Annotated in this window: 16 protein-coding genes; 9 read left to right on the top strand and 7 right to left on the bottom strand. The window is 73.6% G+C overall.

Annotated features, from left to right (window positions below):
- Positions 1-13 precede the first annotated feature (13 nt).
- From ACMCNO_RS05120 to ACMCNO_RS05135, 4 genes are all read left to right on the top strand, one after another.
- On the top strand, positions 14-979 hold the full coding sequence (locus ACMCNO_RS05120; protein ID WP_412753619.1) for a coiled-coil domain-containing protein: 966 nt from the start codon (positions 14-16) through the stop codon (positions 977-979).
- A 27-nt stretch (positions 980-1006) separates the two neighbouring features.
- Positions 1007-2500: a fused MFS/spermidine synthase gene (locus ACMCNO_RS05125; protein ID WP_412748269.1), complete on the top strand. Its 1494-nt coding sequence runs from the start codon at positions 1007-1009 to the stop codon at positions 2498-2500.
- Positions 2501-2614: 114 nt separating this feature from the next.
- Positions 2615-4984, top strand: a complete 2370-nt coding sequence (locus ACMCNO_RS05130) for a protein kinase domain-containing protein (RefSeq protein WP_412748270.1) — start codon at positions 2615-2617, stop codon at positions 4982-4984.
- A 95-nt stretch (positions 4985-5079) separates the two neighbouring features.
- The gene (locus tag ACMCNO_RS05135) at positions 5080-5805 is read left to right on the top strand and encodes an SDR family NAD(P)-dependent oxidoreductase (protein WP_412748271.1); all 726 of its coding nucleotides are present in this window, start codon (positions 5080-5082) and stop codon (positions 5803-5805) included.
- A 96-nt stretch (positions 5806-5901) separates the two neighbouring features.
- Here the strand turns inward: ACMCNO_RS05135 and ACMCNO_RS05140 are convergent, their stop codons facing one another.
- Complete coding sequence (locus ACMCNO_RS05140; protein WP_412748272.1) at positions 5902-9198, bottom strand: beta strand repeat-containing protein; 3297 nt, start codon at positions 9196-9198, stop codon at positions 5902-5904.
- A 319-nt stretch (positions 9199-9517) separates the two neighbouring features.
- Between ACMCNO_RS05140 and ACMCNO_RS05145 the strand changes: the two genes are divergently transcribed.
- Positions 9518-11659: a DEAD/DEAH box helicase gene (locus ACMCNO_RS05145; RefSeq protein ID WP_412753620.1), complete on the top strand. Its 2142-nt coding sequence runs from the start codon at positions 9518-9520 to the stop codon at positions 11657-11659.
- A gap of 11 nt (positions 11660-11670) precedes the next feature.
- Here the strand turns inward: ACMCNO_RS05145 and ACMCNO_RS05150 are convergent, their stop codons facing one another.
- Positions 11671-12624 carry an NlpC/P60 family protein gene (locus ACMCNO_RS05150; protein ID WP_412748273.1) on the bottom strand — a complete coding sequence of 318 codons (954 nt, stop codon included), beginning with the start codon at positions 12622-12624 and terminating at the stop codon, positions 11671-11673.
- A 102-nt stretch (positions 12625-12726) separates the two neighbouring features.
- On the opposite strand from ACMCNO_RS05150, the gene ACMCNO_RS05155 reads away from it, so the two are divergent.
- The 3 genes from ACMCNO_RS05155 to ACMCNO_RS05165 all read left to right on the top strand — a co-directional run bounded on the left by ACMCNO_RS05155 (position 12727) and on the right by ACMCNO_RS05165 (position 14328).
- Positions 12727-13047 (top strand): metal-sensitive transcriptional regulator, encoded by a 321-nt coding sequence (locus ACMCNO_RS05155; protein ID WP_412748274.1) that lies wholly within the window; start codon positions 12727-12729, stop codon positions 13045-13047.
- A 92-nt stretch (positions 13048-13139) separates the two neighbouring features.
- The gene (locus ACMCNO_RS05160) at positions 13140-13352 is read left to right on the top strand and encodes a heavy-metal-associated domain-containing protein (protein WP_412748275.1); all 213 of its coding nucleotides are present in this window, start codon (positions 13140-13142) and stop codon (positions 13350-13352) included.
- Positions 13345-14328 (top strand): hypothetical protein, encoded by a 984-nt coding sequence (locus ACMCNO_RS05165; RefSeq protein WP_412748276.1) that lies wholly within the window; start codon positions 13345-13347, stop codon positions 14326-14328. The genes ACMCNO_RS05160 and ACMCNO_RS05165 overlap by 8 nt, the downstream gene beginning before the upstream one ends.
- A gap of 20 nt (positions 14329-14348) precedes the next feature.
- Here the strand turns inward: ACMCNO_RS05165 and ACMCNO_RS05170 are convergent, their stop codons facing one another.
- Together ACMCNO_RS05170 and ACMCNO_RS05175 are read right to left on the bottom strand one after the other, a co-directional pair.
- Entirely contained in the window at positions 14349-15497 is a 1149-nt protein-coding gene (locus ACMCNO_RS05170) for a class I SAM-dependent methyltransferase (RefSeq protein WP_412748277.1), read from the bottom strand.
- Positions 15498-15569: 72 nt separating this feature from the next.
- Positions 15570-17375, bottom strand: coding sequence for a hypothetical protein (locus tag ACMCNO_RS05175; protein ID WP_412748278.1), 1806 nt, complete (start codon positions 17373-17375; stop codon positions 15570-15572).
- A gap of 227 nt (positions 17376-17602) precedes the next feature.
- Between ACMCNO_RS05175 and ACMCNO_RS05180 the strand changes: the two genes are divergently transcribed.
- On the top strand, positions 17603-17791 hold the full coding sequence (locus ACMCNO_RS05180; RefSeq protein WP_412748279.1) for a hypothetical protein: 189 nt from the start codon (positions 17603-17605) through the stop codon (positions 17789-17791).
- Positions 17792-17907: 116 nt separating this feature from the next.
- Here ACMCNO_RS05180 and ACMCNO_RS05185 read toward each other — a convergent pair whose 3' ends face one another.
- The 3 genes from ACMCNO_RS05185 to ACMCNO_RS05195 form a co-directional block, all read right to left on the bottom strand.
- Positions 17908-19680, bottom strand: coding sequence for a DEAD/DEAH box helicase (locus ACMCNO_RS05185; protein WP_412748280.1), 1773 nt, complete (start codon positions 19678-19680; stop codon positions 17908-17910).
- A gap of 429 nt (positions 19681-20109) precedes the next feature.
- On the bottom strand, positions 20110-20334 hold the full coding sequence (locus ACMCNO_RS05190) for a DUF3107 domain-containing protein (protein ID WP_412748281.1): 225 nt from the start codon (positions 20332-20334) through the stop codon (positions 20110-20112).
- Between the two features lie 56 nt (positions 20335-20390).
- Positions 20391-21053 carry a TetR/AcrR family transcriptional regulator gene (locus tag ACMCNO_RS05195; protein WP_412748282.1) on the bottom strand — a complete coding sequence of 221 codons (663 nt, stop codon included), beginning with the start codon at positions 21051-21053 and terminating at the stop codon, positions 20391-20393.
- Positions 21054-21135 lie beyond the last annotated feature (82 nt).

The raw sequence follows: 21135 nt of genomic DNA on the forward strand, positions 1-21135 counted from the left end.
CGTGCCCGTCGTGCTGCTGGCCGTCCTCGCCGCGTTCCTGATGGTCGCGCCGACCGCGGCGCACGCCGACCCGGAGGGCGGCACGAAGACGCTGCGCGACGCCCTGGAGTCGGCCGCCAAGGGCCATCTGGAAGCCACCGCGAAGCTCAACGCCTCCAAGAAGCGCCAGATCCAGCTGGGCGGCACCCTCAAGCGGGCACAGGCCGACGCCGCCCGGATGCAGACCCAGGTCGAGGTCACCGCCGGACGCGCCTACCGGTACGGACGGGTCACCACCATGACGCTGCTGCTCAACAGCAGCTCCCCGGACACGTTCCTGGAACGGATGTCCCGGCTGGACACGATGGCCCAACTGGACGGCCGCGCCCTCGCCGACTACCGCCGGGCCGTGGACACCACGAAGGCGGCGCAGCGGGCGATCGGCCGCGAGATCGGCGAGCAGCAGAAGCAGGTCGACATCCTGGCCCGCAAGAAGAAGGAGGCCGAGGCGGCGCTGGCCAGCGTCGGCGGCGGCAGCGTGGCGGGCGGCTTCATCGACGCCGACTCCCCGCTGGCCAAGCCCGCGCCCCGCACCTCGAACGGGTCGTGGCCGAAGGAGTCGTGCACGGTCAACGACCCGACGACCACGGGCTGCATCACGCCCCGGCTGCTCAACGCGTACCAGCAGGCGCGTAGCGCCGGTTTCAACCACTACACCTCGTGCTTCAGCCATCGCGACTCCGGGGAACATCCGAAGGGCCGGGCCTGCGACTTCTCCGCCAACGCCAGCACGTTCCGCAACGTGGCCGCGAGTGGCGGCGACAAGGCGTACGGGGACCGGCTGGCCGGATACTTCGTCAAGAACGCGTCCCGGCTCGGCGTCATGTACGTGATCTGGTTCCGGCAGATCTGGCTGCCCAACACGGGCTGGCGGGCGTACAGCGCCTCCGGTGGCCCGGCCGCCGTGCACACCAACCACGTCCACTTGTCCGTCCTCTGACCGGTTCCGGCCGGTAACATCCGCGCGATGGACGCACCACCGCGCGCGCTGCCGTCGGGACTGGCCACCGCCCTGGTCTTCGCCGCCAGCGGGGCCGTGCTCGTGCTGGAGATCGTCGCGCTGCGGCTGGTCGGCCCGTACGTCGGGATCACCCTGCAGGTGAGCAGCTCGGTCATCGGCATCTCGCTGGGCGCCATCGCGTACGGCACCTGGCTGGGCGGGCGGCTGGCCGACCGGTACGACCCGCACGCCCTGCTGGCTCCGGCGCTCATCCTCGCCGCCCTGGGTACCGCACTCACCCTGCCGCTGGTCCGCTTCGGCGGGGAGATCCTGCGCGGCGGTGCCGCCTCGGCGGTGCTGGTGCTGGCCGCGCTCGCGGTCTTCCCGCCCGCCTTCCTGCTCTCCGGCATCACCCCGCTCGTGGTCAAGCTGCAACTGCGCGACCTGCACCGGACCGGGCGGGTGGTCGGGCGGCTCTCCAGCGTCGGCACGCTCGGCGCGATCACCGCCACCCTGGTCACCGGGTTCGTCCTGGTGGCCGCGCTGCCCAGCAGCTGGATCGTGCTGGGCCTGGCCGGGCTGCTCGGGGCGGGCGGGCTTGCGCTGGGTGCCTGGCTGCGCCGTCACGAGGCCGGGCGGCCACGAGCCCGCGCGGTGGTGACCACGGTCGGGCTGCTGGCGGCGGGCCTGGGGGCGAGTGCGCCGACCCCGTGTGACATCGAGACGGCGTACCACTGTGCCCGCGTGGAGCGGGACCCGGCGGTGCCGGGCGGGCGGACCCTGGTGCTCAACTCGGCCGAACACTCGTACCTCGACCTGGCCGACCCCACCCACCTGGAGTTCGCGTACGTGCGGTGGCTCGGCGCGGTCGCCGACGTGCTGGCCCCGCGCGGCGCCCCGATCGCCGCCCTGCACCTGGGCGGCGGCGGGTTCACCGTGCCCGGGTACGTGCGCGCCACCCGGCCGGGCAGCGACCAGCAGGTGCTGGAACTCGACGGCGCCCTGGTCGACCTGGATCGGCGCGAACTGGGCCTGCGTACCGGCTCTGACCTGCGGGTCCGTGTCGGCGACGCGCGAGTCGGGCTGGCCGCCCAGCGCGGCGCCCGGTACGACCTGGTGGTCGGCGACGCGTTCGGCCACCTCGTCGTCCCGTGGCACCTCGCCACCCGGGAGATGGCCGCCGACGTCGCCCGGGTGCTGCGCCCCGGCGGCTGGTACGCGCAGAACGTCATCGACTACCCGCCGCGCCGGTTCATCCGCGCCGAACTGGCCACGGTCGCAGCGGTCTTCCCGTACGTCGCGCTGGTCGCGCCGCCGGCCGCGCTGACCGGTCCGGCAGGGGCGAACTTCGTCATCCTCGCCGCCGCCCGGCCCCTGCCGCTGACCGTGCTGCGGGCCCGGCTGGCCGAGGTCGATCAGTCCGTCGCCGTGCTGGAAGGGCGGGACTTGGCCGCCTTCGTCGGCGACGCTCGGGTGCTCACGGACGACTACGCGCCGGTGGATCAGCTCCTGGCGGGCTGAGCCTGCGCCGCGTGTTCGAACCGCCTCCGTCGCGTGTTCGAAGAGCGCGGCCGAGTTCGCACCGTTTTCGCGGACGGCCCGTCCGGGGGTGGCCGCCCGGGCAACAATCGGCTCATGGGGTGGGTGGCGCGGGGCGGCAGACAGGACACCGGCCACATCGGGGGCCGATACCGCCTCGTGGAGCGGCTCGGCACCGGCGGGATGTCCGTCGTCTGGCGAGGCTTCGACGAGATCCTCGGCCGCGAGGTCGCGGTCAAGGTGCTGTCCCCGCAACTCGCCCGCGACGCCGCGTTCCGCGACCGGCTGCGCCAGGAGGCGCTGGCCGCGGCGCGGCTGTGCCACCCGCACATCACCGGGATCTTCGACTTCGGGGAGTCCCCGCTGTCCGAACGGCTCACCGTCCCGTACGTGGTGATGGAGCTCAACGACGGCGAGTCCGTCGGCGCCCGGCTGCGCCGCGACGGCCCGCTGCCCTGGCGCGAGGCGATCGCCGTGGCGGTCGACGTGGCGTCGGCGCTGGCCACCGCGCATGCCCGGGGTGTCGTGCACCGCGACGTCACGCCCGCCAATGTGATGCTCACCGGGTCCGGCGCCAAGGTCGTCGACTTCGGCATCTCGGCGCTGGTGGGCCAGCGGGACTCGGCCCCCGACGGCAGCCTGCTCGGCACCCCCGCGTACCTGGCGCCGGAGCGCCTCGCGGGCGGCCAGGTCTCGCCCGCCACCGACGTGTACGCCCTCGGGCTGCTGCTGTACCGGGCCCTGACCGCCCGCCTGCCGTGGCCCGCCGAGACCACCACCGAGGCGCTGCGCGCCCACCTGTACGCCGACCCCGAACCCGTGCCGGAGCTGCCGGGGATGCCGGTGGAGGTGGCGCTGGTCTGCCTGCGGTGCCTGGCCAAGGACCCGCAGGACCGGCCCGGGGCGGCGGAGGTGGCGCACACCCTTGCCGAGATCATCGGGGTGCAGCCGATCATCCCGCCGGTCGGGAGCCCGGAACGGGGCGCGGCCCGGGCCGCCGTACCGGTGGATCTCGACGCGACCGTCCCCAACGCGTGGCCCGCAGGCCGCGCCGACGCCGCGCCGGAGGTCGCACCACCGCTCGCCGCCCGGGCCGTGACGCCATCCCCGACCCCTCCGGCAGAGGCCAAGCCATCGCTTGGCCAGGCCGCGACGACGGCCGAGCCGTCGATTGGCCGGACGCCCGCGAAGGCCGGGCCACCGACCGCCCCGACTACGGCGGTGCCCTCGGTGGTGCACGTCGCCAAAGCCTCCGCCCGACGCGCCGCGCACGGACTCGGCGACCGGCGTACCGCGCGCGCCGGGACCGCGCCGCGCCGACCCGCGCGGACCGGCGGGCCCGCGATCACCTGGCGCCGGATGTCGTCCCGAGCCCCGGCCCGGCCCGGAGCCCGGGGCACGAAGGGGACCGGCGCGGCCGAGCCGAGCGGGCCACCCGCGCGCGGCGACCGTCCGGTCCGGGCCGCGGTCCGCGTGCTGCGGCTCCGGGCCGGGCTGCGGATCGGCGCGGCCCTGCGGCTTGGCACCGCACGGCCGCTCGGCGGTGGCCTGTTCGCCGGGGGCCGCCTGCGCCGCCGCCACGTGGCGGCCGGCAAGCGGTTGCCCGGCGACGGCCGGGGCGGCGGGGGCGCCGGGCGCCGCTGGGCGGCACTCGCGGCCCGGCACGGGTTGCAGGCCGTGGCGCTCACCCTGACGCTGCTGGTGGCCGTAGGGGTGGCCTGGTCGGCGACGCGGGAACCCACCGACGTGGACGACAACCAGGCGGCCGCCGCGGGCCCCGGGACGTCCGCCGTGACGCTGCGCCGCCCGGATTGCAAGGTCCGCTACCAGGTCCGGCAGGACACCGGCACCGGCTTCGAGGCATTCGTGTCCGTCTTCAACACGAGCGAACGCGTGATGCGCGGCTGGCGGATGTCGTTCCTCTACCCGGGTAGCCAGCGGGTCGTCGACCCCCCGCGTACGGTCACCCAGCGGGGCCGCAAGGTCGTCCTGCGCGCCGCCGCGGGCACGACACTGGAGCCACGCCGGGGGGTGTCCGTCACGCTGCACGGCGCGTACCGGAAGACCAACCCGTTGCCGCTGGCGTTCACGCTCGACGGCAGCCCGTGCCGGGCCGAGGTGCTGGGCGTGGCGACCACTACGGACGACACCGACGACGCCCCGGTCACCGAGGCCGCGGGCGACGGGCGGACCGCCGGGCGCGGCACGGACCGCAGCACCGGCAGCGGCGTGGGCGCCGGATCCGGTGCCGCCACCGCACCGGCCGCCCGCCCGGACGGCGGCGCGGGATCCGGCAAGACCCGGGGGCGTACCTCGATGATCGGGACCGGTGAGACACCGGCCGGCGTCCCGGGCGCCGGTGTGCCGAGTCCTGGCCCGACCGGTGGGAACGGCGCCGACCTGGACGTCGAGACGGTGCCCGGGGTGGGTGGACGCGGGTTCGTGACAGCTCCGCGCCTCGTCTGACGTGCCGCTCCGGTCTGCTCAGCGGGGTGTACCCCGGCGGCCGGGGCGGCTGACCGCGCCGGTTCCGCGGACAGGTCGCGATCTAGAGTCAGGGCATGACGAGGCTTGCGGTGGTCAGCGGGGGCGGTACGGGCATCGGCCGGGCGACGGCGGGGATGCTGGCGGGCGAGGGGTACGACGTGATCATCGTCGGCCGCCGCCCCGAGGTGCTGGCGGAGGCGGTGACGTGGATCGGGCCGCAGGCGACCGCGGTCACCGCGGACCTGACCGACCCGGACCAGATCGGCGCGGTGGCCGAGGCGGTCGGCGACCGGGCGGTGGACGTGCTGGTCAACAACGCGGGCGGGTTCACCTCCGAGGACGGCACCGGGCTGCCCGCGGTGGCGGCGCAGTGGCGGGCCGCGTTCGACGTCAACGTCATCACCGCGGTGCTGCTGACCGAGGCGCTGCTGCCCCGGATGCGCCGTCCCGGCGGCCGCATCATCCTGACCAGCTCCCAGGCGGCGCAGCGCGGCGGGGCCGGACCGTACGCGGCGGCGAAGGCCGCGCTGCACGGCTGGATGTTCGAGCTGGCCACCCGGCTCGGCCCGGACGGTGTCACCGCCAACGTGATCGCCCCCGGGTACGTGGCGGACACCGAGTTCTTCGCCGACCGGATGACCGCGGAGGGTCACGCGACCCGGGTCGCGGCGACCCTCGTCAAGCAGTCCGGCGAGCCGAGCGACATCGCCGAGGCTGCCCGCTGGCTGGCCGGTCCTGGCGGCGGGTACGTCACCGGTCAGATCATCAACGTCAACGGGGGCTCGGTGCTGGGCCGCTGAGGCCTCTCCGCCATCCCGGGGCGTTCAGGAGGCCCGGGGCGTTCAGGAGGCCCGGGGCGTTCAGGAGGCCCGGGGCGTTCAGGAGGCCCGGGGCGTTCAGGAGACGCGGACCTTCCAGGCGGCGCTGGTTGCGGTGAAGGCGAGGGTGGACCCGGCCGCCACGATCCGCAACGAGCGGGTGCCGCGGGTCAGGCGTTTCGTCTTGATCGTGAATACGCCCTTGGTGGTGGCGTACGTGCTGGCCACCAGGGCCTTGCCGACGTACAGCGACACCTTCACCCGGGCGCCGGGGTTGACGGTGCCCTTGACCGTGTAGACGCGCTTGGCGCGAGCCTTGAGCGGCTTCACCGAGACCGTCACCGCGGAGTTCACCTTCACGGCTGTCTGGGTGCTGTCGATGGCGCCGGCCGGGGTCACGCGCACCTCGGTGCCCGTGGTGGAGACGACCGAGCCGGTGCCGGTCCATCGCAGCAGGTAGGTGGTGTGCACGGTGGGCTTGGGAACGAACGTGACGGTCCCGGCCGGGGTGGTGGTCTGGGCGCCGACCGCCCGCCAGGTGGTCGTGGGCGTCTTCGCCCACAACTGCACCGCCTGTGCGCCGTATGCGGCTCCGTTGATGCGCAGCGACCCGGTGAGGATGACGGCCCTGCCGACCGGGACGCGGGCGGCGGAGACCGTCAGCGTGCTGGTGACCGGCAACACGAGCATCTTCGTCGTGGGCGTGGGCGACGGTGTGGGCGTCGGCGTCGGCGTGGGTGTGGGTGTGGGCGTCGGCGTGGGCGACGGCGATGGCGTGGGCGTCGGCGTCGGCGTGGGTGTGGGCGTCGGCGTGGGCGACGGCGATGGCGTGGGTGTGGGCGACGGCGTGGGTGACGGTGACGGCGTGGGCGTGGGTGACGGGGAGGGAGACGGGTCGGTCCCGCCGCCCACCGGTGCCGCCACCGCCCAGGTGAACGTCGCGGTGGCGCTGCGCTGGGCGGCGTCGGTGACGGTCACGGCCACCGACGAACTGCCCACCGTGGAGGGCGTTCCCGAGACGACGCCCGTGGTCTGGTTCAGCGTCAGACCGGCCGGGAGGCCGGTGGCCACCCATGTGTACGCGCCGGTGCCTCCCGTGGCGGTCAGGTTGAGGCTCACCGGCGTACCGGTCTGACCTGTCTGTGCTCCGGGCCCGGTGAGGACCAGCGGAGTCGGAACGGTCCAGGTGAAGGTGGTGGTGCCGGTGCGGGAGGCCGTGTCGGTGGCGGTGACGGTGACGGTGCCGGTGCCGGTCTCGGTGATGGTTCCGGTGATGGTGCCGGTGGTGGGGTCGAGAGTGAGGCCGGGCGGCAGGCCGGTGGCGGTCCAGGTGTAGGTGCCGGTGCCTCCGGTGGCGGTGATGGTGCTGGACACGGTGGTCCCGGTGAGGTCGTTGCGGGGGCCCGGGTTGGCCACGGTGACGGGGGTGGTCACGGTGATCGGGTACCACATGGTGGTGGAGATCTGGAGGTTGTCCGTGACGGTGATCTTGACGGTGGTCGCGGTGATGCTGGCGGGGGTGCCGGAGACGACGCCGGTGGTGGTGTTGATGGACAGTCCGGCGGGCAGGTAGAAGGCTTCCCAGGTGTACGGCGCTTCACCGCCGGTGACGGTGAGCGGCTGCGACATGGGTACGCCGAGCGAGGCGGCGGTCGGGCCGGGGTTGGTCAGTGTGGGGGCGGGACCGACGTTCCACTTGAAGCCGGTGGCGCCGCTGAGTCCGCCGCCATCGGTGGCGGTGGCGGTGATGTTGTAGGTGCCGGCGGTGGTCGGGGTTCCCGAGATGACGCCGGTGGTGGGGTCGACGCTCAGGCCCGGGGGCAGGCCGGTCGCGGTCCAGGTGTAGGTGCCCGTACCGCCGGCGGCCTTGAGGGTGAGGTTGGTGCTGGTGGCGCCGGTGGCGGTGCCGCGGTGGCCGGGGAACGTGACGATCACGCCGGTCACGAACGCGAACGTGGTGCTGCCGGTGATGCCGGTGGCGTCGGTGGCGGTGACCTTGGTGGTGGTGGTTCCGGCGGTGGTGGGGGTCCCGGAGATGACCCCGGTCGTGGAGTCGATCGTGAGACCGGTGGGCAGGCCGGTGGCCGACCACAGGTAGGGCCTGGTGCCGCCGGTCGCGGTCATGGTCCGGGAGTAGGACAGCCCGGTCGGACCCACCTGGCTGCCCGGACTCGTGACCGTGACCCGCGGGCCGACGGTCCAGGTGAAGGTGGTGGTGGCGGTGCGGCCGGCGGTGTCGGTGGCGGTGACGGTGACGGTACGGGTGCCGGTTCCGGTGATCGTTCCGGTGACCGTTCCGGTGCTGGGATCGATGCTCAGCCCGTCGGGCAGGCCGGATGCGGTCCAGGTGTAGCTGCCGGTGCCCCCGGTGGCCGTGATGGCGGTGGAGATGGTGCTGCCCGGCGGGTCGTTCTGGGGGTCCGGGGTGGCGACTGTGACGGGGTGGGTCACGGTGATCGGGTACCACATGGTGGCGGTGATCTGGAGGTTGTCCGTGACGGTGATCTTGACGGTGGTCTCGGTGATGCTGGTGGGGGTGCCGGAGAGGACGCCGGTGGTGGTGTTGATGGACAGTCCGGCGGGCAGGTAGGAAGCGGCCCAGGTGTAGGGGGCCTCGCCGCCGGTGACGGTGAGCGGCTGCGACATGGGTACGCCGAGCGAGGCGGCGGTCGGCCCGGGGTTGGTCAGAGCCGGGGGACCGCCGATACCCCAGTTGAAGCCCGTGGCACCGCTGAGTCCGCCGCCATCGGTGGCGGTGGCGGTGATGTGGTAGGAGCCGGCAGTGGTCGGGGTTCCCGAGATCACGCCGGTGGTGCGGCCGATGGTCAGGCCAGGGGGCAGGCCGGTGGCGGTCCAGGTGTAGGTGCCGGTGCCGCCGGATGCCCTGAGGGCCAGATCGGTGACGGCGTTTCCGGCGATGCTGCCGCGGTGGCCGGGGAAGGGGACGATCACGCCGGTCACGAACGTGAACGTGGTGCTGCCACTGATGCCCATCGCGTCGGTGGCGGTGACCTTGGTGCTGAGGGTCGCGGCGACGGTGGGTGTGCCGGCGATGGTGCCGGTGTCGGCGTCGATGCTCAGTCCGGTGGGCAGGCCGGTGGCCGACCACAGGTACGGGCTGGTGCCGCCGGTCGCGGTCATGGTCCGGGAGTAGGGCACCCCGGTCGGACCCACCTGGGTATCGGGGAACGAGACGGTGACGCTGTCGATCGCCGCGCGGGCGGGCGCGGTGACGGCGAAGCCGGCCAGCAGAGCCACGACGGCCAGCGCCGCCACGATCGTCAGGCGGGCGCGGTGCCGTGCGAGGGCGACGACCAGCGACCCGGCAGCCCTGCGTGGGCTGCCGGTGCCGGTGGGGGCCCCAGCGAGCGACATATGGGGGGAATCGGCTCCAGCCCGTGGATCATGATCAGCCGAGTGGCCAGCTCACACATCGGGCGGGGGTCCGGCGGGAGCGGCGAGGCTGGAAAACATCGCCGTTCGGCCGAGGCGGGCCCCGGCTCCGCCGATGCGAAGTCCGGCGGGAGTCGTCAACCGGCACTTTGGTGCACAGGCGCACCAGGGGTACCAGCAGAATGCATTTCGCGGACGTTGGGTCACCAATCCGTCACTGCGTTTTCCTCAGGTCGACGATGAGGGGGGTGCGCGCGGGGCCGCCGCGCCTCGGGGCTGGTAGACATGCCCGATGGCTGAGATGACCCCCGCCGAGCGCACCGCCGTCCGGGAGTGCGCCGAGGAGGTGCTGCGCCGCCTGGCCGGGCCGGACGCCGTGCTGCGCGAGGATCAGTGGCGGGCGATCGAGGCGCTGGTCGTCGACCGGCGCCGGGTGCTGTGCGTGCAGCGCACGGGCTGGGGCAAGTCGGCGGTCTACTTCGTCGCCACCGCCCTGCTGCGCGACGGCGTCGCCGCGGAGCCGGGTGAGCCGGTCGCCGGCCCGACCGTGATCGTGTCGCCGCTGCTGGCGCTCATGCGTAACCAGGTGGAGGCGGCGGCCCGGGCCGGCATCCGCGCCCGCACGATCAACTCGGCGAACCTCGACGAGTGGGACGAGATCACCGCGGAGATCCGGGCCGGTGCGGTCGACGTGCTGCTGATCAGCCCGGAGCGGCTGAACAATCCGGATTTCCGCGACACCGTGCTGCCCGGCCTCGCGGCCAGCACCGGACTGCTGGTGGTGGACGAGGCGCACTGCGTCTCCGACTGGGGCCACGACTTCCGGCCCGACTACCGGCGGCTGCGGACGTTCCTGGCGGGGCTGCCGCCGCGGACCCCGGTGCTGGCCACCACGGCCACCGCGAACGCCCGGGTCGCCGCGGACGTGGCCGACCAGCTCGGCGACGCCCTGGTGCTGCGCGGCACGCTCGAACGCGACTCGCTGCGCCTGGCGGTGTTGCGCCTGGGCGATCCGGCGCACCGGCTGGCCTGGCTGGCGGACCACCTCGACCGGCTGCCCGGCTCCGGCATCGTCTACACGCTGACCGTGGCGGCCGCGACCGAGACGGCGGAGTTCCTGCGCACGCGTGGGTTCGCGGTGGCCTCGTACACGGGTCAGGTGGAGGACACCGAGCGCCGCGCCGCCGAGCAGGACCTGCTGGACAACAAGATCAAGGCGCTGGTGGCGACCTCGGCGCTCGGCATGGGCTTCGACAAGCCGGACCTCGGGTTCGTCGTGCACCTGGGCGCGCCGCCCTCACCGATCGCGTACTACCAGCAGGTCGGGCGCGCGGGCCGGGCGGTCACGCACGCCGAGGTGGTGCTGCTGCCCGGCCCTGAGGACGCGGCGATCTGGCGGTACTTCGCGTCGCTGGCCTTCCCGCCGGAGCAGCAGGTCCGGGCCGTGCTGGCGGCGCTGTCGCCGGACCGGCCGATGTCCACGCCCGCGCTGGAGCCGATCGTGGACCTGCGCCGGACCCGGCTCGAACTCATGCTCAAGGTGCTCGACGTCGACGGTGCGGTGCGCCGCACCCGTGGCGGCTGGCTCGCCACCGGCGAGCCCTGGACCTACGACACCGAGCGGCTGCGGCGGGTCGCGCAGGCGCGCACCGCCGAACAGCAAACCATGATCGAGTACGCGGAGACGTCCGCCTGCCGCATGGAGTTCCTGCGCCGCTGCCTCGACGATCCCGAGGCCGTCCGATGCGGGCGGTGCGACAACTGCGCGGGTCCCCAGTTCGACGCGGAGGTGTCCGCGGAGTCCCTGGCCGCCGCCCACGCGTTCCTGGGGCGCCCCGGCGTCGAGATCGCGCCGAAGAAGATGTGGCCCACCGGCCTCGAAGCGGTCGGGGTGCCGCTCAAGGGCCGGATCGCCCCGGGCGAGCAGGTGGCGCCCGGCCGGGCCCTCGGCCGCCTCTCCGACCTCGGCTGGGGCGACCGGCTGCGCACCCTGCTCGCCCCGGACGCCCCGGACGGCCCGGTGCCCGACGAGGTCGCCGCGGCCGTGATCGAGGTACTCAAGAGCTGGGCGCACGGCGACGACCGGTGGCAGCAGCGGCCCGCCGCCGTGGTGGCCGTGGGCTCGGCGCGGCGCCCGCAGCTGGTGCACAGCGTCGCGGCGCACGTCGCCGCGGTGGGCCGGCTACCGTTGCTCGGCACCCTGACCCGCACCGGCCCTCCGACGCCGGGACCGCGCGGCAACAGCGCCCAGCGGGTCCGCGCCCTGCACGACGTGTTCACCGTGCCGGACGAGGTCGCCGACGCCTTGTCCGATCTGGACGGGCCGGTGCTGCTGGCCGACGACCTCGTCGACTCCGGCTGGACGATGGTGCTGGCGGGCCGGGCGCTGCGCCGTGCCGGTGCGTCCGGTGTCCTGCCCCTGGCGCTGGCCGTGGCGGGCTGACCCGACCCGGCTCAGCGGGGTCGGCCGTACCCGTGGATGGGCATGGAGTCGATCGATGAGACGCGCACGTTCTCCCCGTACTCCGGGGCGTGGATCATCCGCCCACCGCCGATGTAGATGCCGACGTGGCTGATCCGGCCGTAGAAGAACACCAGGTCCCCTGGGTGCAGCTGGTCGCGGCGCAGCGAGGCCACCACGCCGTACTGGCGGCCGGAGTTGTGTGGCAGGTGTACGCCCGCGGCGCGCCACGCCGCCGAGCTGAGCCCGGAGCAGTCGTACCCGTTCGGGCCCGAGCCACCCCACCGGTACGGCTTGCCGAGCTGCGCGTACGCGAACGCCACCACCCGCCCGGCCGGCCCCGGCACGTACGTCGGCGCGGGCAGCGGTTCCGTCTCGGTAAACCGGGAGCCACCGTCGTACGCGACCTGCCGCAGCTGTTGCAGCGCGGCGATCTCACCCTCGATGGTCGCGCGCCGGGCGGTCAGCCGGATCTGCTCCTGCTGTTGCCGGTCGGCCAGCTGGGCGAGGGTGCGGCGGGCGTCCAGCACCCGCGCGCGGGCGGTCCGCAGGTCGGCGAGCGCGCGCTGTTGCTGGCCGGCCAGCATCTCCAGGACCAGCAGCCGGTCCACGAACTGGTGCGGGGTGCGCGAGGTCAGCAGCGCCATCGTCGGCCCGCTGCGCGTCTGCTGGTACGTCCGGGCGGCCATGCCCCCGATCAGCCGCTGCCGCTGCCGCAGGTCGCGCTGCATCGGGGCCAGCCGTCCGGTCAGCGCCCGCGAGCGGACCCTGGTCTGGGCGAGGCCGTCCCGCGAATCGTTGTACTGCTCCACGACCAGCTCCAGTTGCCGGGAGGCGGCCACGATGCGACGGTCCAGGTCCGCCCCGCTCGGCCGGTCCGCGCTGGCGGCACGGGGCGGGGCGGCGCCGGTGACGGCGAGGACGGCGGCGAGCACGGCTAGGCCCACTCGGATGATCGGGGGGTACGGCACACCGGGATAACGGGGCAGGCCGCCATAGGTGACCGGGTCCGCGGATGAACCATACGGGTAGGGGGTATGCTGACGGGCATGTCCGACGACATCGGCCCCGCCGAGGCGCCCGCCCACCCCGGCCCGCACGGATACTCGGGCGACAAGGCGGCCCTGCTCGGCCGCCTGCGCCGGATCGAGGGCCAGATCCGTGGCCTGCAGCGGATGGTCGACGAGGACACGTACTGCATCGACGTGCTCACCCAGATCTCGGCCGCCACCCGGGCCCTGCAGGCGGTCGCGGTGGGCCTGCTGGAGGATCACCTGGCCCACTGCGTCGTCGACGCTGCCCGGGCGGGCGATCCCAGCGCCAAGGTCAAGGAGGCCTCCGCGGCCATCGCCCGCCTCGTCCGCTCCTGAGCCTGCACGCGAGCCGCCACGCGGCGGACCGCAGGGTCAATTCGGTGCCACCGGAGCTGCGGCCCGGCGCACACCCTGGGAAAGGAATCGCCATGTCCGTCACCACCACCTACACCGTGACCGGAATGACCTGCGGGCATTGCGTGCAGGCCGTGACCGGTGAGCTGAGCTCCCTGCCGGGCGTCGAGGACGTCCAGGTCGACCTCGGCACCGGGGCGGTCACGGTGACCAGCACCCAGCCGCTCACGACCGACACGGTGCGCGCGGCCGTGGACGAGGCCGGGTACGAGCTGGCCGATGCCTGACCAGCAGGCCCCCGCGCCACCACCCGCCGCCCAGGCCGGGACCCCGGGCGACCGGGACACGTTCCGGCTGGCCGCGTTCGGCGCGCTGCTCGTCGTGGTCCTCTTCGCCGGGTACGGCATCGGCCGCCTGACCGGGTCCTCCGGCAACGGTTCCGGCGCGGCGAGCGACCCCGCCGCGTCGACCGCCCAGCACCCGGGCATGACCGGTAACGAGAACGCCCCGCACACCCACACCGTCGGCGGCGCCGCGACCGCGAACCCGGGCGAGGCGGTCGGCGGGCTCGCGGTCACCGCCTCCGGCCTCACGCTCGCGCCGGAGCAGGGGATCACCACGTTCCCGGCGGGCGTCGCCAAGCCGTTCCGCTTCCGGATCAACGGGTCCGGCGGCGCGCCGGTCACCACGTACGCCACGGTGCACGCCAAGCCGCTGCACCTCGTGGTGGTGCGCCGCGACCTCTCCGTCTACCAGCACCTGCACCCCACCATGGCGCCGGACGGCATCTGGACGGTGGACCTCGTCCTGCCGGACCCGGGCAGCTACCGGGCCATCGCGGACTTCACCGCCGCCGTCGGCGGCAACCAGGTGCCCACCACGCTCGGCGTCGATCTGACGGTGCCCGGCGACTACCGCCCGGTCCCGCTGCCCGCGCCCGCCACGTCGGCGACCACGGACCGCTTCACGGTCACGTACGAGGGGACCCCGCAGGCGGGCGTCGCCGAGCCTCTGCTCATGTCCGTGACCTCCGTCGACGGCGGCCCGGTCACGCTTGAGCCGTACCTCGGCGCGTACGGGCACCTGGTGGTGCTCCGCGACGGCGACGTCGGGTACGTGCACGTCCACCCCGAGGCGCAGCTGATCGACGGCAAGGTGAAGTTCTGGCTGGCCGCGCCGGGCCCGGGCCGGTACCGGATGTTCTTCGACTTCCAGGTGGCCGGCGCGGTCCACACCGCGGCGTGGAGCGTGACGGTCAGCTGAGCGGTGCTCGGCGCGCCGGTTCAGGCCGGGCCGAGCAGGCGTTCCAGGGCGGGCGTCACGCCCCACTGGGCGGTCAGCGCCGCGTACTCGGCGCGCTGTGCCTCGGTCGGGGCGGCGCCGGTGTGTCGGGCCCGCAGCAGCATGTTGCGGGGGGTGTGCGCCGAGTCGACGAACTCGACGACCTCCACCCGGTAGCCGCGCAGCCGCAGCTGGGCCGCGCGCAACGCGTCGGTGAGCACGTCCGCGAACCGTTCCCGCAGGATCGCGTGGCGGGTCAGCTCGCCGTACGGCCCGGGGGCCGGGGCCGACTTCAGCTGGGCCGCGATGTCGTGGTGGCAGCACGGGGCGGCCAGCACCCAGCGGGCCTGCCAGCCGACCGCGCGGGCCAGTGCCTCGTCCGTGGCGGTGTCGCAGGCGTGCAGCGCCAGCACCAGGTCCGGCGCGGGGGTCACCTCGGCACCCGCGATGGTGCCCGCCACGAAGGTCACGTCGTCGCCGCACCCGAGTTCGCGGGCGAGCGAAGTGTTGCGTACCCGCTGGTCCTCGCGCACGTCGACGCCCACGACCTGGACCTTCGCGCCCCGGTCCTGCAGATACCGGTACGCCGCGAAGGTCAGGTAGGCGTTGCCGCAGCCCAGGTCCGCGACCCGCAGCGGCGACGGGAGCCGCGCCGGATCGTCCGGCAGCGTCGCGGCCAGCGCGCGCAGGAACGCGTCCACCTGGCGGCGTTTGGCCGCCGTCCCGCCCACCACCGCGAACAACGGGTCCCCCGGGTCGAGCAGCCACTGCTTGGCCCGGTCGTGGCCCTGCGCGACCGCCGTGGTCGTGCGCGCGGCCCGGTGCACCTGGGCGTCGCCCTTCTTGGTGACGCGCACCTGCACCGTGGCGCTGTCCGTCTCGACGTGCCAGTTCCCGAACGGCTCGGCCAGCAGCGCGTCGACCGCGGCGGCGGCCTGCGCACCCGCGAGATTCCTGGTGTACGGGCGGGCGCCGTCATCGGTCACGATCTGCAGCCGGGTGCCCGCCTTCAGCGCGACGGGCCGCAGTTCGGCGCGGGTGACCGACGGGGTCAGTCCGCGTCGGCGGCCCGCGGCCACCGCCCGGGTCAGCGCCGGATCCAGCAGCAGCTCGCGCAGCTCGGCGAACACGGCGTCCAGGGGTTGCGGCATCCCCCCATTCTGCCCGGCGGTCGCCCGGCACCTCGCGGGCTACTCCACCGATCTTGAAGATCGCACCGGCGGTCAGTGGTGACCGGTGGTCCATTCGACGCTGGTCTCGCAGGTGCCGGTGGTCAGCGTGGCGTGGAAGGTCACGTCGTGCAGCGTCCAGGACGTGGCGTAGTCGAGGCTCTGCTCCGGGTGGTCGGTGGTGAGGGTCCCGTGGGTGGCGGCCGATCGATTGACGTCCACCTGCCAGGACACGGTGCTGCCCGGGCAGGGTTTGGTGAGCCGCAGCCACCCACCCACGGTGGTCTTGCCGGGCTTGGGGCCGTCCACCGGGGTGAGCGTGGTGGTGATCGCGCGGGAGGCCGGGGTGAGCTTCCAGGCCAGCGTGGTGGTGCCCGGCGCCACCACGCAGGCGTCGCCGACGCAGGCGGCCTCCCCCGGTTCCCCCGTCACGGTCGGCCGGTCGCCGCTGGCGTAGTCGAGCTTTTCGGGAAGTCCCGCCGTGTTCACGATGAGGATCCCGAGTCCGGGAATACCGGTCACGACGGCGACCATCCCGAGGACCTTGTGCCAGCTGCGCCGCGGCGCGGATGCGGGCCGCGATCCGGGTACGGGCGGCGCCGGTCGCTGAACCGGCGGGTCGATGGCGGCGCCGCTGCCGAGGTCGGCGGGGATTTCGCGGGCCGGTGAAAACTCCGGGCTCGCGGGGAACGCGCTGTCCTGGTGACCAGCGGGGGACCGGTGGTGCCGCGGTGCGGGCACGCCCGTGCCGGCGGCAGGCCTCGACGCGCCGCCTGCCCCGGCCGGTTCGTGCGCTGCTGCCGGCACGGCGTCGCGGGTGCCGGTGGTGGTCAGCCTGGCGATCGTGGTGGTGTGCTCGGCGAGTTCGGCGGTGAGCTGGTCGATATGGGCGCGTGCGGCGACCAGTTCCCGGTCCGCGGCCGTCAGCCGGTGCTGCAGCTCGCGTCGTTGCGCGGCTTCGTCCGCGGCGAACCGGGCCGCGGCGTCGCGTTCCGCCTCCAGCCGGGTGCGTTCGGCGGCGGCGCCGTCGAGCATCGCCTCGATGCGCTGGTTCTGCCGGGTCTGCTCGGCCAGCAGGTATTGCAGGAGGTTCGCCTGTTCGTGCTCGAGCCGTCGGAGGGTGTCGGTGGCCGCCTGCCGCTGTGCTTCGTGGAGCTCAGACTGCTCGGCGAGTTCCTGTTCGCGGGTGTCGAGCAGGTGTTGCAGCTGCGCGAGACCGCGCTCGGTGGCCCGCAGGTCCTGCTGGGCGTGTTCGAGTTCCTCGGTCAGGTGCTGGACGCGTTCGTGCTGGGCGGCCTGCTGGCGGTGGTGGGTGATCCGGGCGGCCTGGTCGCGGTCGCGCAGCCGCCGGTGCTGGTCACGCAGCCGCACCAGCAGGCTGTGCTGGGCGGCGAGCTGACGGTGCAGCAGTGGCGCCTTCAGGTCCGCGCGGTCGGTCTGGGCGGGGTCTGTCATGGCTGGCAGCAACTGCCCGTCCGGGGTGCGGATGTCGTCGACGTAGCCGGGCGGGCGCTCCACACCGCCGCCCTCGGCGGCCATCCACAGTCCGGCCAGCCGCTGCGTCCACTTCGCCTGCTCCGGCGCACTGACGCAGACCTGGACCATCTGCACGACCGCGGGCCACGCGTTGCGGGACCGCTCGGGGCTCAGCTCCCGGGTGTTCTTCTCGAACGTGTCGTTCACGATCTTGCTGACCTGCTTGTCCGCCTTCCCGATCGCCTGACCGAGGCGGGCGTACGCGCCCTGCGGCGCCTTGGTGCCGCGCCGCCTGGCCTGGGGGAACTCGACCAGGTACCAGCGGCTGATCATTTCATTGAGCAGTGCACTCAGCGGCGCCGGTGACCTGTCGGGATCGGGCACGGTCTGCTTCTCTCATCGTGGGCGGCGAACCGGTCGATGATGCCAGCACTGTGGACGTTCTCGTCGCCCGACGAAACCCCGATCTGAGTTCTGAGCAGGAAGAACATGCCTTCGCGGCTGGCGGAAATTTCACCCGATCGGCTTCATGGAAGGTGCCGCGGCGCCAGCGTCCCGGCCCGTCCGGTGTCGCCGGGCGTCAACCGAACCCTGTGAAAGGTCGATCCAACATGAACCGGCTTCCCTGGATCCTGGTCATCGTGCTCAGCGCACTGCTCGGCGCGGATGTCACCCGGCAGGTCTGGCTGGCCCTGGACGGCACCGCGCTGCAGGCGCTCAGCGCCGCGGGGGCGGTCGCGCTGGGCGTCTTCACCAGCGGGACGGCCGTGTACCGCCTGACCGGCGCCACCGGCTCATAAGCGCCGTGCCGGCCGGTCCGTGGCCTTCGCTGCCCGACGCCGGGAGCTGGACTGAGTCCCGCGTCGGGCATGGCCACCCGGGGCCGTACCGTCGGTACGGCCCCGGGTGTGCATGGTCATGCGTCAGTGGTGTCCGAGCCGCCGCCGGTCTCGTCGGCCCCGGCCGTCCCGGTGTCGTCACCGCGCCCGCCGCGGCGGCGCCGCCGCCTCGGGCGGCCCGCGGACTCGCCGTCGGTCGCGTCGCCGTCGGCCACCGCGCCGGCTTCGGCACCGCCGTCCGAGAACTCGGGTACGGCTGCCGCCCGGCTCCCGCCGCGCCGCCGCCGTCGGCCGCCGGCCTGCTCGTCGCCCGCTTCGCCCGTGGGCGTCGCCTCGGCCGTGCCGGACTCCGTACCCTCAGCGGTCTCGGCGTCGACCCGGCGCCGACGGCGCTGGCGCTGGCGCGGCTCGCCGGAGGGCTCCTCCGTCGCGGCCTGGCCCTCGTCGCGGCCGCCGCGGGAACGCCCGCCGCGACCCCGGCCCGGCCCGCGCCCGCCCTCGCGGCCGCGCTTGCGTCCCCCGCCGAGGTCCTCCTCGACCTCGGCGGACAGGCCCGCGCGGCTGCGCTCCGCGGTGGGCAGAGTGCCGGTGACGTCGGTCGGGATGTCCAGGTCGGTGTAGAGCGCCGGGCTGGTGTGGTACGTCTCCGGCGGCTCCGGCATGTTGAGCCCCATCGACTTGTCGATGAGCACCCACCGCGGCATGTCCTCCCAGTCCACGAACGTCACCGCGACGCCGGTGGCGCCCGCCCGGCCGGTGCGGCCGATGCGGTGGGTGTACGTGTCCGGGTCCTCCGGGCAGTCGTAGTTGATGACGTGGGTGACCCCGGAGACGTCCAGGCCGCGGGCGGCGACGTCCGTGGCGACCAGGACGTCGATCTTCCCGGCCCGGAACGCGCGCAGCGCCCGCTCCCGGGCCCCCTGGCCCAGGTCACCGTGGACGGCCGCGACCGCGAAGCCGCGGAAGTCCAGGTCCTCGGCGACCCGGTCGGCGGCCCGCTTGGTCCGAGTGAAGATCATCGTGAGGCCGCGTTCCTTGGCCTGCAGCATCCGCGCGACCATCTCCAGCTTGTTCAGCGGGTGGGTGCGGTAGACGACCTGCTTGGTCAGCGGCGACGGCCCACTGTCCTGGGTGTGCCCGGCGTGGATCGTGACCGGGTGGTGCAGGAACCGCCGGGCCAGCGCGACGATCGGGTCCGGCATGGTGGCCGAGAACAGCATCGTCTGCCGCTTGTCGGGCAGCATGGCGAGGATCTTCTCGACGTCCTCCAGGAAGCCCAGGTCGAGCATGCGGTCGGCCTCGTCGAGCACCAGCCCGCGGATGCCGTCCAGCTTGAGCTGCTTCTGCTTGGCCAGGTCCAGCAGGCGCCCAGGGGTGCCGACGAGGATCTCGACGCCCTTCTTCAGCGTCTCCACCTGCGGCTCGTACGCGACGCCGCCGTAGATGGGCAGCACCCGCACGCCGCGGGTCTTGCCGGCGGCGGCCAGGTCGCGGGCCACCTGCAGGCCCAGCTCCCGGGTCGGGACGACGATCAGGGCCTGCGGCCGGCCGTCCGCGCCCTCCGAGGGGGCGAGGACGCGTTCCAGCAGCGGCAGTCCGAACCCGAGGGTCTTGCCGGTGCCGGTGGGGGCCTGGCCGATCAGGTCGGTGCCGCGCAGCGCGATCGGCAGGGCGTACTCCTGGATCGCGAAGGCCCGGGTGATCCCGGCCGCGGCCAGGGCTTCGACCGTTTCCGTACGGACGCCGAGTTCGGCGAAGGTGGGGCTGTCGGGGCGGACGGGGGCTCGGTTCAGCACTGGTACCAGTGCGGGTTCCTGCTCGATGCTTTCGGTGTTCTCGATTTCGGTCATGGAGTTCTGCGGGTGCCTCTCGTGGTGCGCCCGTCGAAGTCCAGGGCGCGATATGGGTGGTGCGCGGGCCACACGCGAAATCGTTCGCGGGCCGCACGCGCACGGCGGGGGCGCCGCACCGAACCGGATGGGCTCGGCGCTCGCCCAGATCGCCTATCGACTGGACCGACCAATCACCTGAATCGACCATATGGCGCATACCAGCCACATGGCCCAAATTGACCACGTTGCCTGTGCCGCTCGATGGCCGGGATCAGCCAGTGGGCCTGGTTCAGCAGTCGGCTGATTCCATCGGTTACATCGAATCGACGCCGACGGCGACCGGCCAAGTCTACCTGACCGAGTGAAAGCGCACCTCAGAGCAGGGGTTCCGCAGGCCCGACAGGCCGACGGCAGGAAATCCGGAGATCTCCCGCCGTCGGTCGCGGGTCAGCGCGTGGTGAAGCCGAACGGCCGGTTGGACGTCTCGGCGATCTCGACGTACGCCAGCTTTCCCACCGGAACGATCACCCGACGGCCCTTCTCGTCGGTCAGGGTCAGCACGCTGTCCTTGGCCATCGCGTCGGTCACCGCCGCCTCTACCTCGGCCGGCGTCTGCGCGCTCTCCAGCACCAGCTCGCGCGGGGCGTACTGCACGCCGATCTTGACCTCCACGGGGTCCTCCCTCGAATGAAATCCACCGGCCTGCCGGTTGTCTACCGGTCTGAAGGCTAGCCGATTTCGCGCGCCATTCCTCCCGTTGGCTCACCCTGCAACGGGAAGCTGGCGATACCGCGCCAGATGAGCGCCGCGACCAGTGCCTCCGCCTCCTCCTTGTTGGTGCGTCGGCCGTTGGCCAGCCAGAACTGCGCCGACTGGCCGGCCGCGCCGACCAGGCCCGAGGCCAGCAGTTCGGCCTGGTCCGTGCTCAGCCCGGTGTCCGAGATGATGGTGTCGGTCACCGCCACGATGCAGCCCTGCTCGACCCGCTCCACCCGCTCCCGCACCTGCGGGTCGTTGCGCAGGTCCGACTCGAAGACCAGGCGGAACGCCTCACTCTCGTGATCCATGAAGTCGAAGTACGCCCGGACCGCGCCGCGGACGCGCTCCTTGTTGTCCGGGGTGGCCAGCATCGCACCGCGCACCTTGGCGATGATCGAGTCGCAGTGCACGTCCAGCAGCGCCAGATACAGCTCCAGCTTGCCGGGGAAGTGCTGGTACAGCACCGGCTTGGAGACGCCCGCCCGCTCGGCGATGTCGTCCATCGCCGCGGCGTGGTAGCCCTGCGCGACGAAGATCTGCTGCGCGGCGGCCAGCAGTTGCTTACGGCGCGCGGAGCGCGGCAGACGCGCGGGGCGCCCCGCCGTCTGTGCTCCGCCGGACGCAGCGGTCATGATTCTCCAACCTCCGAGGTGTAAGTTCCCCGCGGTTACGGCGCGGATCGCCCGGCCTGGCGCGTGGCACAGCCGGAAGGGC

The organism is Krasilnikovia sp. M28-CT-15 (assembly GCF_047159595.1).
Classification (GTDB): Bacteria; Actinomycetota; Actinomycetes; order Mycobacteriales; family Micromonosporaceae; genus Actinoplanes.